At 39.2% G+C, this 12,404-nt stretch carries 16 protein-coding genes; 12 read left to right on the forward strand and 4 right to left on the reverse strand.

Annotated elements, in window-relative coordinates; all coding sequences use genetic code 11:
- The first annotated feature begins 127 nt into the window (after positions 1-127).
- The 6 genes from B7E05_RS11725 to B7E05_RS11750 all read left to right on the forward strand — a co-directional run bounded on the left by B7E05_RS11725 (position 128) and on the right by B7E05_RS11750 (position 4,047).
- Positions 128-640: a QcrA and Rieske domain-containing protein gene (locus tag B7E05_RS11725; RefSeq protein WP_080874380.1), complete on the forward strand. Its 513-nt coding sequence runs from the start codon at positions 128-130 to the stop codon at positions 638-640.
- Between the two features lie 6 nt (positions 641-646).
- Positions 647-1,321, forward strand: a complete 675-nt coding sequence (gene qcrB / locus B7E05_RS11730; RefSeq protein ID WP_080874381.1) for a menaquinol-cytochrome c reductase cytochrome b subunit — start codon at positions 647-649, stop codon at positions 1,319-1,321.
- A 15-nt stretch (positions 1,322-1,336) separates the two neighbouring features.
- A complete protein-coding gene (locus tag B7E05_RS11735) occupies positions 1,337-2,113 on the forward strand; it encodes a menaquinol-cytochrome c reductase cytochrome b/c subunit (RefSeq protein WP_080874382.1) in 777 nt (258 codons plus the stop codon).
- A 162-nt stretch (positions 2,114-2,275) separates the two neighbouring features.
- The gene (lhaT, locus tag B7E05_RS11740; protein WP_080874383.1) at positions 2,276-2,854 is read left to right on the forward strand and encodes a lipoprotein heptaprenylglyceryl N-acetyltransferase LhaT; all 579 of its coding nucleotides are present in this window, start codon (positions 2,276-2,278) and stop codon (positions 2,852-2,854) included.
- Between the two features lie 208 nt (positions 2,855-3,062).
- On the forward strand, positions 3,063-3,317 hold the full coding sequence (locus B7E05_RS11745; RefSeq protein WP_080874384.1) for a sporulation protein YpjB: 255 nt from the start codon (positions 3,063-3,065) through the stop codon (positions 3,315-3,317).
- Positions 3,318-3,372: 55 nt separating this feature from the next.
- Positions 3,373-4,047, forward strand: a complete 675-nt coding sequence (locus B7E05_RS11750; RefSeq protein ID WP_080874385.1) for a zinc metallopeptidase — start codon at positions 3,373-3,375, stop codon at positions 4,045-4,047.
- Positions 4,048-4,286: 239 nt separating this feature from the next.
- Here B7E05_RS11750 and B7E05_RS11755 read toward each other — a convergent pair whose 3' ends face one another.
- The 4 genes from B7E05_RS11755 to B7E05_RS11770 form a co-directional block, all read right to left on the reverse strand.
- The gene (locus tag B7E05_RS11755) at positions 4,287-4,652 is read right to left on the reverse strand and encodes a hypothetical protein (RefSeq protein ID WP_080874386.1); all 366 of its coding nucleotides are present in this window, start codon (positions 4,650-4,652) and stop codon (positions 4,287-4,289) included.
- Positions 4,633-5,181 (reverse strand): acyl-CoA thioesterase, encoded by a 549-nt coding sequence (locus tag B7E05_RS11760; protein ID WP_080874387.1) that lies wholly within the window; start codon positions 5,179-5,181, stop codon positions 4,633-4,635. Before B7E05_RS11760 ends, B7E05_RS11755 begins: the two co-directional genes overlap by 20 nt.
- 139 nt (positions 5,182-5,320) lie before the next feature.
- Complete coding sequence (gene cidR, locus B7E05_RS11765; RefSeq protein WP_080874388.1) at positions 5,321-6,214, reverse strand: cidABC operon transcriptional activator CidR; 894 nt, start codon at positions 6,212-6,214, stop codon at positions 5,321-5,323.
- Positions 6,215-6,293: 79 nt separating this feature from the next.
- A complete protein-coding gene (locus B7E05_RS11770; protein WP_245833074.1) occupies positions 6,294-7,160 on the reverse strand; it encodes a YitT family protein in 867 nt (288 codons plus the stop codon).
- 206 nt (positions 7,161-7,366) lie between these two features.
- Here B7E05_RS11770 and B7E05_RS11775 point away from each other — a divergent pair, with 206 nt between their 5' ends.
- From B7E05_RS11775 to B7E05_RS11800, 6 genes are all read left to right on the forward strand, one after another.
- On the forward strand, positions 7,367-7,720 hold the full coding sequence (locus B7E05_RS11775) for a nucleotide pyrophosphohydrolase (RefSeq protein ID WP_080874390.1): 354 nt from the start codon (positions 7,367-7,369) through the stop codon (positions 7,718-7,720).
- A complete protein-coding gene (gene dapB / locus B7E05_RS11780) occupies positions 7,710-8,507 on the forward strand; it encodes a 4-hydroxy-tetrahydrodipicolinate reductase (protein WP_080874391.1) in 798 nt (265 codons plus the stop codon). Before B7E05_RS11775 ends, dapB begins: the two co-directional genes overlap by 11 nt.
- 37 nt (positions 8,508-8,544) lie before the next feature.
- Positions 8,545-8,946, forward strand: a complete 402-nt coding sequence (mgsA, locus tag B7E05_RS11785) for a methylglyoxal synthase (protein ID WP_080874392.1) — start codon at positions 8,545-8,547, stop codon at positions 8,944-8,946.
- A gap of 78 nt (positions 8,947-9,024) precedes the next feature.
- Positions 9,025-10,161, forward strand: a complete 1,137-nt coding sequence (gene bshA / locus B7E05_RS11790) for an N-acetyl-alpha-D-glucosaminyl L-malate synthase BshA (RefSeq protein ID WP_080874393.1) — start codon at positions 9,025-9,027, stop codon at positions 10,159-10,161.
- A gap of 3 nt (positions 10,162-10,164) precedes the next feature.
- Positions 10,165-11,352: a CCA tRNA nucleotidyltransferase gene (locus B7E05_RS11795; RefSeq protein ID WP_080874394.1), complete on the forward strand. Its 1,188-nt coding sequence runs from the start codon at positions 10,165-10,167 to the stop codon at positions 11,350-11,352.
- Positions 11,328-12,308 carry a biotin--[acetyl-CoA-carboxylase] ligase gene (locus tag B7E05_RS11800; protein WP_080874395.1) on the forward strand — a complete coding sequence of 327 codons (981 nt, stop codon included), beginning with the start codon at positions 11,328-11,330 and terminating at the stop codon, positions 12,306-12,308. The genes B7E05_RS11795 and B7E05_RS11800 overlap by 25 nt, the downstream gene beginning before the upstream one ends.
- The last annotated feature ends 96 nt before the right edge of the window (positions 12,309-12,404 follow it).

Below are 12,404 nucleotides of genomic sequence, written 5' to 3' on the forward strand. Positions count from 1 at the left end.
ATTTGGTTTGAACCTTAGGATATATATTGACCCAAACAATAGTTTACGCTATCATTATTAGTGTCCTAGTAATCTGATTTTATCTTAATAATGTCCGTGACTATTTGAACACAGAGGGGGGAAAAACATGAGTGATGAAAAGCGCGATATATCCCGCAGACAATTTTTAAATTATACGCTTACAGGGGTGGGCGGATTTATGGCTGCCGGTTTGTTAATTTCACCTGTCAGAATGGCTATTGATCCTGTATTGAAGCATGATGAAGGTGGAGATTTTGCAAATGTTGGTCTGGAAGTTTCTGAAATCACTTCTGAACCACAGCGTGTCGATTGGACGATCGACCAGGTAGACGGATGGTACGAATCAGAAGTAAACCAGACAGCCTGGGTATATCGAAATGATGATGATGAAATTGTTGCCTTTTCCCCGGTTTGTAAACATTTAGGTTGTTTTGTTTCATGGGAAGGCAATGAAGATTATCCAGAAGAGTATTTTTGTCCTTGTCATAACGGCCGTTATTACAAAAATGGTGTGAATGTTCCCGGAACGCCGCCGTTGCAACCGCTTGATGTTTATGAACAGGAAGAAAGGGATGGCATGCTGTTCCTGGGTAATATCCAACCACACGAGGAGGCGTAATGAACAATGTTACAAAAGATTTATGATTGGATCGATGATCGCATTGATATTACGCCGATTTGGCGGGACATTGCCGATCACGAAGTTCCAGAGCACGTTAATCCGGCGCACCATTTTTCCGCATTTGTATATTGTTTCGGCGGATTAACATTCTTTGTTGTCGTCATTCAAATTCTTTCCGGTATGTTTTTGACAATGTACTATGTACCGGATATTGAAAACGCTTGGCAATCTGTATATTATTTACAAACAGAGGTAGCACATGCCCAAATAGTACGAGGCATGCATCACTGGGGTGCAAGTGTTGTTGTCGTAATGCTGTTATTACATACTTTACGGGTGTTTTTCCAAGGGGCCTACAAGAAACCTCGTGAGTTGAACTGGATGGTAGGAGTTCTTATCTTCTTCATCATTCTGGGATTAGGCTTTACTGGTTACTTGCTTCCTTGGGATAACAAAGCATACTTTGCAACTCAAGTTGGATTAGAAATTGCTGAACAGGTTCCATTTATCGGAGAAGCTTTAAAAACGCTTCTAGCCGGAGATGCTACGATTGTCGGAGCACAAACGCTGACCCGGTTCTTTGCAATCCATGTCTTTTTCTTACCAGGAGCATTGTTTGCATTATTGGCAGTTCACTTTATCTTAATCCGTAGACAAGGTATTTCTGGACCACTATAAAAAGGAGGGCAACCCATGCGTAGAGGTAAAGGTATGAAGTTCGTCGGAGATTCCCGAATCCCGGCGGAAAGAGCATCCAAGATACCAAAAGATTATTCCGAGTATCCTGGTAGAACAGAAGCGTTTTGGCCCAACTTTTTATTAAAAGAATGGTTGGCCGGAGCTGTTTTCCTTGTAGGGTTTTTATGTTTAGTGTTGGCACATCCGTCTCCGCTTGAGGGAATGGCTGATCCGACAGATGCATCATATATCCCGCTACCGGACTGGTATTTCTTATTCTTGTATGAATTATTAAAATATCAATTTGCAAGTGGTAATTGGATTATTCTTGGAATTCTTGTTATTCCGGGAATTGCATTTGGAGCACTATTTCTTGCTCCATTTCTGGACAATGGTCCAGGGCGACGTCCGCGTCAGCGTCCAGTTGCTGTTGGTATGATGCTATTAGGACTAGCATCGGTTATCTGGTTAACGTACACTTCTGCAGCACCAGTTGACTGGGAAGAGCGTGCGGAACAGAACAAACCAATTCCTCCGGGTGAATCTGTAGTTGATGAGAGTCATCCTGGATACGCAGCATATGAAACCAGCTGTCTAAGCTGCCATGGCGGCGAATTAGAGGGCGGTGCAGGCCCTGCGTTAGTCGGAGGAAATGAGCATTCAAAAGAAGAAATTATGGATATTGCTGTAAACGGTACCGGGTCAATGCCTGCCGATCAGTTCCAAGGAACAGATGAAGAATTGGAACAATTAGCAGATTTTATCGTTGAAACGAATGAAGCAGCAGAATAGGAAGTATGAAGCATCAAACAAATTTTATTCAGAGGGAATTTCCTCATATTCCTTCTGAATATTTGTTACACTGTGATAAACAGAAGCACCTTTGACCATAATAAGGCAAAGGTGCTTTCTTCTATTGGTAACTATTAAGAAAGAAGGAGAAATCGAATAGAGATGTTATCCTACATATTATTAGATAAAAAATTTTTGATACTGCTTTTCATTATCAATTTTTTAGGCACCATTTATGGTTATTATTGGTATGGATGGCAGCTGGAGATAACTCCAGCGATATTTATTCCGTTTGTGCCGGACAGCCCGACAGCGAGTTTATTTTTTACTATTTTTTTATTATTTTTCATTTTTGGTAAGAACATTCCATATATTGAAGCATTAGCGATTGTTTCTTTATTTAAATATGGCATCTGGGCTGTTGTGATGAACTTATTATCATTAATAATAGGCGGGGATATCGGTCCGGCAGGCTATATGCTGATTGCATCGCATTTTGGAATGGCTGTACAAGGGTTACTCTATGCCCCGTTTTATAAAATAAAATTACGACATTTAACTGTCGCAGCAATCGTTGTACTGCACAACGATATTATTGACTATGTTTTCGGTCAAATGCCTATTTATTCTGATTTAACAACGTATATGAATGAAATTGGTTATTTTACATTTTGGTTAAGTATTGTTTCCATTCTCCTGGCTTATTACTTAACGATTCATCGAAAAAAAGCTGCCGAGTAAAAGAACGCGTTTTTATTGCACAAACAAAATATAACCGTTTCTGAATAAGATAATATTACGTAAGACTAGTACTGTGCAGCTAATCGTTTCTTCGCAAACAATGCAAACATTTTATATTTTCTTACTAATCAAGGCGTCTGACCGTCATACCCGTTCACCTCTCATCATAAACTAAGAGTAGATATTAAAAAGATCAGAGGTGATCTCTATGGGTGGGAAACTGCTTCGTGTGATGACAATCGGTATCATAGGGATGTTTTGCCATGTAAAAGCTGTCCATGCTGCCTCTATTCCTTCATCAGATATTCATTATAACAGTTTGGCACCGTCTCCATTTATTTTAGGTGTAATGATTGTAGGCGGTTGCATTATTATTACATTATCCTATGTAAGTTGGAAAAAATATAAAGGGGAAAAACCAGGGAATAAGTCGCTTCGTAAAAACGACAAATCAGTTGACTAAAATGAAAATACTGACTAAAATTGACCTTAAGATACAGTAATGGGGGAATTAAAACATGGGTGCTTATTTAATTTATTTTTTATTACTAATGATTATTCCAATGCTTGCATCAAGTAAAGTCAAAAGCACATATACCAAATATTCTAAAAAACCGACTTCATCCGGTATGACTGGTGCAGATGTTGCCAGAAAAATACTGGATGATAACGGTTTGCATGATGTACAGATCGGTATGGTAAAAGGGGAATTAACAGACCATTATGATCCCCGTAAAAAACAAGTAAACCTTTCTGAAAATAACTATCAGGGCAGGTCAATGGCTTCATCTGCAGTAGCAGCACATGAAGTGGGACATGCGATACAAGATCAGGAAGAATATGCATTTTTACGCTTTAGAAGCGCTTTAGCTCCAGCAGCAAGTTCTGGTTCCAACCTCTCGATGATTTTAATTATTGCAGGAATGCTCTTGGGGACAATGAATTTAATGTTAGTGGGAATTATTTTCTTCGCCGTTGCAGTACTATTTCAACTCGTCACATTGCCGGTGGAATTCGATGCTTCCAACAGGGCGATGACCCAGCTAGTTTCTGCAGGCATTATCCGTAATAATGAAGAACGGGAGACCAAAAAAGTATTAAATGCTGCCGCATTGACTTACGTTGCAGCTGCATTAGTTGCCGTAGCCGAATTGATGCGTTTTATTCTTATCTTTGCAGCAAACAGAGAATAGTAAGCATAAAAAAGATGATTCCAAAATGAATCATCTTTTTTAGTGGCAGCATTCACCTGTAAGAGCATACAAAAAGACCAGCTCAAAACATAACAGCATGGATCGTTACTATCGAGAACAGCTTTCACGCATAGAAAGGAATGATTGCTGAATGATCGATCTTTTATTTGTTCACTTTACCTTCTCATCATTGAAAAAGGCCAATCACCACATATTGTTCTGGGTGATTGGCCCTTTTGTTATTTAATAATCGTATTGACGCGGATAAACTCCGGTTTTGCTCCCATCACTAACAGAAATACTTGTGAATAGGAGATACGGTCCAGTTGACGAAGAATAGATAACAACTTCTCAATATCCTTGCGTTCTCTTAACGACTTCACTTCACGCTGATAAAGTTGTAAAACAGAATCACGAATAAAAGGAGGATTGACTGTTCCTTCTTCTCCTGTTACTAACAAATCTCCTAAATATTTATAAGGAATTTGCAACTGTCTGGTCAAGCTCACCACATGCTGTAAATGCTCATATAATGCTTTATCATTATATTGAAGCTCTTCGAATTCTTCTTTTATTTGATACAAGTTATTCAGATTTACAAACATGGATATCTCCTCTTTCCCATGGTTTTTCCAAACCAATGATTTGCGTCAGTTCTTTACTGTGTTCTCTTCTTTTACGACGCATTGCTGCCCGTTTTTCACCTGATTCAAACAAGAATTTTTCTTCCGCTGATTCTGGAGCAATACTTGGTACCTTAATTGCTTTTTTGTCCTGATCCAGGGCTACAAAAGTAAGAAAAGCAGTTGCAGCAATTTTTCTTTCTCCTGTCATCATATCTTCCGCAATAACTTTACAAAAAATTTCCATTGACGTATTGCCAGTATAGGAAACAAATGATTCAACACATACGGAGTCGGACTGTGTAATCGGATGAAGAAAATCAATCGAATCCGTAGATGCTGTGACACATTCCTTTACTCTAGCGTGTCTTCTTGCAGATAAAGTGGCGTTATTATCTAATTTTTTCATCAATACACCTCCAAAGAGGGTATTGTAATTATTTAAATCATTCACTAGTACTTGATCTGTACTAACGACTCTGCTTTCATTTGGATGTTTATAACTAGTCATGTTGCTTACGTTCCTTTCTTCAATAAGATAACTTTATTTTGTCTCTATTTCTTATTCTAAAACGTAACTGTTCATAATAAAAATAGTTATTATTCATCCGACCTATAGACCAAATCTATGAAAACGCCACAATTAATTATTATTTTTTACGTTGGAACATCAATTGCTCTTGTATATATTTCAACCATTCTTTTGTTACAAAAGAAGTATAGCTACTTTTCTTCCAAATAATTGCTAACTGCCAGGAAATCGAAGGCGTATCAATTTCAATACCAACAACATCTTCTTTTAGCATGTCGATAATACTTTCCGGGAGAATGCTCACTCCAAGACTGGAGACAATCATCTGTTCAATAAAATACCATTGAGAACTTTCCGCAATTACTTTGGGAACAAATCCAGCAGTCTTACATGCCTCTATGATACGATCGTTTAAGACAAAATCTTCACTGAATAGAATAAAATCATCATCTCTCAATTCGATAAGTTCTATTTTGTCTCTTTCAGCAAATTTGTGTGACCGAGGAACCACCAGCTTCAATTGCTCCTCAAGCCAAAAGAATTGATGAAATGCTTCCGTGTCTGTCGGCAGCACTGTAACTCCGACATCGAGCTCCTCATTTTCAATACTTTCTTCAATTTTTTTACTGCCGCTCTCTAATAATTCAAAGCTGATATCCGGATAATTCTCGTGAAATTTTCCAAGCATCTGTGTGAACAGCCTGACATCCATAATCGTAGGTAATCCTATTTTTATATGACCTTTCCTGATTCCCAGTAAATTATCCATTTCAGTGGGCAGGTTTTCGTATAATCGAACAATTTCTTTGGCCTGATGTAAAAATGCTTCCCCTGCATCCGTAAGAACCATTTTGCGTTTGTGACGATCAAATAATTCCACTTCTAACTCTGCTTCTAAATCCCGCAAGAGCTTACTAATCGTAGGCTGTGAAATAAATAAATTTTCAGCTGCTTTTGTCATACTGCCCGTTTTCACGATTTCTATAAAATAAATCATATGTTTAATCTCCATGGTCTTTCTCCTTTTTAATAAAATTCATGATTTTTCGTTTGTGAAAAAGCCCGGAAACGCTCCGGGCTCTTTTACAACATTATTCATTTAACGGCCTTTTATTTTCATCCAGTGTAAAACCTTCTCCCATCACCTCATGAACGGTTGTTACAGAGACAAAGGCGAAAGGGTCTGTCTGGGTAATGATACTTTTCATTCGTGGAACTTCATTCCGGGCTACGACACAATATAATACATTTCTTTTTTCTTTGGAAAAACTTCCTTCTCCGTTTAAAACCGTTACACCCCGGTCCATTTTTTTCATAATCTGATTAGCAATTTCTTCACTCTGGTCAGAAATGACAAAGGCTCCCTTGGCAGCATAGGCACCTTCCTGAATAAAATCAATTACTTTTGCGCCAATAAATACAGCGACAAGGGTATACATTCCTTCAGACAGTTCAAGGAATGTCAGGATGGAAGTAACAATAACAAGAAAATCAAATGCAAACATCGCTCTTCCAATACTCCAGGAAGTATATTTGTTAATAATGCGGGCGATAATGTCAACGCCGCCGGTTGTTCCGCCAAAGCGGAAGATAATTCCTAATCCAACACCGATAAATACACCTGCAAATAATGCAACAAGTGTCATATCATTCTCTAAACCAATTGGAATTTGATAAATTTGAAAAATCCAGAGAAATAAAGAAACGGAAAAAGTGCCAACTAGTGTATAAATAAATGCATTCCTTCCGAGTATTTTCCATCCGATCAAAAATACCGGAATATTAAGGATAAGATTGGTTATAGCAGGATCTATATGCCATAAAAAATAAAATAAAAGGGTAATCCCGGTAAAACCGCCTTCGCCAAGGTTATGCTGCATGTTAAAATGAACAAGACCAAAAGAAAATATAGCAGCTCCCACTAATATAAATATGATGTTCTTTACCCGAATACGCAATGAATCAATCCCCCTATTTCGTTGTGGTATGCTGTGTTTAAGATTATAATCATATTTTAATAACGCAAATTTCGACGGAATCTATTATAGACAATTTCCATCACAATGACAATCCGCATACTGTACCAATTAGTTGTCAAAATCCTTGCTTTTAGCTAACATTAGAGAAGAGAAAAAGTATATTGTTAGAAAACGAGGTGTCGATAATGGAGAATTCCCGTCTTACCTTAGAAGATGTCCAAAAACGGGTGGACGCATACATATCCCAATTCCAAGAAGGGTACTTTTCGCCGCTTTCTTTAATGGCAAGACTATCTGAGGAAACAGGAGAATTAGCGCGCGAAGTGAATCATTATCATGGAGAAAAACCAAAGAAAAAGACAGAAGAAGAAAATACAGTCGAAGAAGAAGTAGGTGATATGATTTTTGTATTAGCCTGTTTAGCAAATTCACTGGATTTTGATCTGTCGGATTCCTTTGAGCAAACAATGCAAAAATTTGAAACAAGAGATAAAAATCGCTGGACTAAAAAAGAGGAGGAAGAAAACCATGGCAATTAAAATTATTGTAGCAGGACCAAGAGGAAGAATGGGGAAAGAAGCCGTTCATATGATTCACGATACAGAGGATTTTGAATTAATAGCTTGTTTGGACCATAAAAATGAAGGAATGAACCTGAAAGATTTAGAAGGCTTTCAGGATGATTTGACTATTCCGGTCTATACAGATATCGAAAAGTGCTTTTCCGAACAGCAGGCCGATGTATTTGTTGATTTAACGGTACCTGAAGTAGCTTATAAACATACAAAAGCAGCATTGAATCACCAAATTCGCCCGGTTATAGGAACAACCGGCTATACCGAAGCGCAGTTAGAAGAATTAAAACAGCTGGCAAAAGAAAAACAAACCGGCTGTATTATAGCGCCAAACTTTGCAGTCGGTGCGGTCTTAATGATGAAATTCGCAAAAATGGCAGCTGCCTATTTCCCCGATGTAGAAATTATTGAAAAGCACCATGATCAAAAACTGGATGCCCCATCCGGCACGGCAAAGAAAACGGCAGAGCTTATTCAGGAAGCAAGAAATCCAAAAAAACAGGGACACCCTGATGAGGAAGAAACCATTCCAGGAGTGCGCGGCGGAGATTTTGATGGCATGCGTATTCACAGTATGCGTCTTCCCGGTCTGGTAGCGCATCAGGAAATTGTTTTCGGCGGTGCTGGCCAAACCTTAACGATACAGCATGATTCTATGAATCGGGCATCATTTATGGATGGTGTAAAAGAGTGCGTTTATCAGGTAATGGATCTGGATGAGCTCATTTATGGTCTAGAGAATATTTTATAGAAAATGCCGACATGTAAAGAAAGGGGGGGGAAGATACATGAATATCGCATTGATAGCACATGACAAGAAAAAAGATGATATGGTCGGGTTTACAACAGCTTATGCACATATACTAAAGAAACATGATTTATTTGCTACTGGAACAACTGGCAGCAGGATAGAAGAAGCAACAAGACTTCCGGTACATCGTTTTAAATCGGGCCCGCTCGGTGGAGATCAACAAATAGGGAGTATGATTGCCCAAAATAAAATGGACATGGTTATTTTCTTCCGCGACCCGTTAACTGCACAGCCGCATGAGCCTGATATCAGCGCTTTAATGCGGTTATGTGATGTCTATCAAATTCCTTTAGCCACCAATATTGCTGGCGGAGAAATTTATATGCATGGGTTGAACCGGGGTGATTTTCATTGGAGAGAAATTATAAAAGAAGAGTAAATACAGTGTGTGCTACGATACGCTGACTATTATTTTGTTTCAAGAGCTGGACACAGCTGGCAGGAAAGAAGGGGAATTGTGAAGAAAATAGGAATTACGTGTTACCCGACGATTGGCGGTTCGGGAGTTATCGCAACAGAATTAGGGAAGAAATTAGCCGAAAAAGGACATGAAATACATTTTATTACTTCCAGTATGCCTTTTCGTTTAGAAAAAGTATATGTCAATGTGTACTATCATCAAGTGGAGATAAGCCATTATCCTGTATTTCAATACCCGCCCTATGATTTAGCTTTAGCTGCAAAGATGGCGGAAGTAATCGATCGGGAGAAACTGGATATTCTTCATGTACACTATGCCATGCCGCATGCTATTTGCGGTATTTTAGCCAGGGATATGGCAAAACACCCGGTTAAGATTGTCACAACCTTACACGGGACAGATATCACTGTTCTGGGTATTGATAATACGTTAAAACCTATTATCCGCCATGGTATCGAACAGTCTGATGCGGTGACTACTGTCTCGGAAAGTTTACGGAAACAGACCGTCGAGATGGTGGATGTGAATAAAAAAATGAACGTTATTCATAACTTTATCAATGAAAATGAATACTATCCGAAAAATGAGACGGAGCTGCGTCATCAATTTCAAATAAAAGAATCCGATAAAATAATGGTGCATATATCCAACTTCCGAAAAGTGAAGCGGGTTCAGGATATCATCGATACATTTCAAATAGTGAATGAAAATGTCCCTTCCAAATTGTTATTAATTGGAGATGGCCCGGAATTTGCTGATATGTCGCAGCACGTTCATGATTTAGGATTGGAATCAGAAATACAGTTTCTTGGAAAACAAAATAATGTCAGTGATATTGTGGCAATGGCGGATGTCATGCTGCTGATGTCTGAAAAAGAGAGCTTCGGGTTAGTATTATTAGAAGCAATGGCTTGCGGCGTTCCTGGAATCGGCACAGATGTCGGCGGTATTCCAGAAGTGTTAACACATGGTAAAACAGGATTTATCGTGGAGCTTGGAGATGTTAAAAGCGCTGCTGCATATGCCATCGAATTATTATCGGATTCGAACATGCAAAAGCAATTTTCGGAAGCGGCTTTAGAACATGTGCGGACGCATTTTTCATCCGAAAAAATTGTCAATCAATATGAAGCATTATATAATCGAGTTCTCGAAGAAGGGGAAAGAGGTTAGCAAATGTTACCATCTATTTTTCAAAAGGCAGCAAACATCATATCCATTCTGGAAGAAAATCACTTCGAAGCTTACTTCGTTGGCGGCTGTGTGCGTGATTATATAACCGGACGCCCGATTCATGATGTGGATATTGCTTCATCTGCCCTCCCTTCCGAAATTCAGGAGATTTTTCCAAAAGTTATTCCGGTAGGATTGGAACATGGTACCGTGATTGTCCGTTACGAGCAGGAATCATTTGAAGTCACCACTTACCGGACAGAAGGCGAATACAGTGACCACCGCCGCCCGGATGAGGTTCATTTTGTCCGTGATATCAAGGAAGACTTAAAACGCAGGGATTTCACCATGAATGCGATAGCGATGGATATGAACGGAAAGATATTAGACCCTTTTGGCGGAAAACAAGCTATTGCCAGCGGGCGGATTCAGACGGTCGGAAATGCAGTGGACCGTTTTGAAGAGGATGCTTTACGTATTATTCGCGCTCTCCGCTTTTGCAGCCAATTAGGTTTTACTATTGAAGAGAATACGAAGCAAGCGATGCAACGTTGCGGGGCATTAATCGATTACTTAGCAGTGGAACGGTTAACGGTAGAGTTAGAAAAGATGGTAGCAGGAACTTATTTCAAAAGAGCTGTCGATGATATATTTGAATTAGCATTGTATCATTATCTGCCTATTTTTAAAGCAGAGCCCTCACTATTAAAAGAATTAGAACCTGTTTCTTCGCTTGCGCCTGTGTTTGCATTCGTGGAACTGAAAAACACAGGTATTACAGCAGCAGCTTGCACGAAGGCTTATAAGTGTTCCAATCAACTGAAACAACAGGCAAACAACCTTGTGGATGCTTATCATCTCTATAAAAAGAGCGGAATCGATGCATGGTTTGTCTATCAATTGCCAAAAGAACAATGGGATGATTTTGTTTACTTAGTAAAACAGATCGATCAGCATACGATAGATAGACAAGAGCTGTACTTTATACGGGAGAAGCTCCCTATTTTATCTAAAAAAGAGCTTTGTGTGAACGGACATGATATCATGGAGTGGTTTCCGGAACGTCCAAAAGGAAAATGGATAAAAGATATATTGGATAAAATAGAATATCATATCGTTATCTCTAAACTCGCAAATGAAAAATCAAAAATAAAGGAATGGATACAATGGAATCTACCCGCTCAAAGTTAATCAAGCTTCTATCCAAAAGTAAGGAGAGCTATATCTCCGGTCAAGCGCTTTCTGAAGCATTGGGTATTTCCCGGAATGCCGTTTGGAAACACATGAAAGACTTAGAGCGTGACGGCTATACCATCGATGCGAAAAGAAGTCAGGGATATCGCATCGTTTCCTTTCCTGATAAAGTCAGCAGCAATACAATCCGCTGGGGGCTTGAAACAAAATGGATGGGACACCACATTATTCACAAAGCATCGGTTGCTTCTACCCAATTAATTGGACATGAAGCGGCCCGGGAAAATGCACCGAATGGAACCATGATTATTGCTGAAGAACAGACTGCCGGCAGAGGCAGAATGAAAAAAAACTGGTTTTCGGATAAAGAAGGTTTATGGTCCACTCTGCTTCTGCGGCCGCCGATTCCTCCAAATAAAGCTTCTGAGCTTACGTTATTAGCTGCGGTTGCGTTAAGGGACGCACTGCATGAGCTGACGGGTTTGTCTATCGGTATTAAATGGCCGAATGATTTATTAATCGGCGATAAAAAACTTTGTGGGATTTTAACGGAAATGCAGGGAGAGCAAGATCGGATTGATTATGTTTTAATCGGTTCCGGCTTAAATGTCAATCAGGATGAAGCAAGCTGGGATGCATCGATTCGTGATATTGCGACCTCATTGAAAATAGAGTCCGGGAAAAATTGGGATAAAAAAGAAATCGTCCAGAGCATATTAAAACACGTTGAAAACACGTATGAGGTATACTTAGAGACAGGATTTAAAGCCATTAAATCCAGGTGGGAAGAACATGCTTTTAAAATAGGGGAAAATATTAACATTAAAACGTTTCATAATGAATGGTCAGGCAAATTCTTGGGTATCACAGATGAAGGGGCTTTAATTGCTGAATCACCGGATGGGAGCCCTGTAACCCTATACTCCGCAGAAATAGAATGGTTTGACCGGTAAAAGCAGATAATAGAAATCCATTGGGAGAACAGTCTGCTGTATGTATATAGAAATGCAGCACATGAATGATCCTATCCAATGAAAAGAATGGAGGTG

The sequence above is a fragment of the Oceanobacillus timonensis genome, from assembly GCF_900166635.1.
Taxonomy (GTDB): domain Bacteria; phylum Bacillota; class Bacilli; order Bacillales; family Amphibacillaceae; genus Oceanobacillus; species Oceanobacillus timonensis.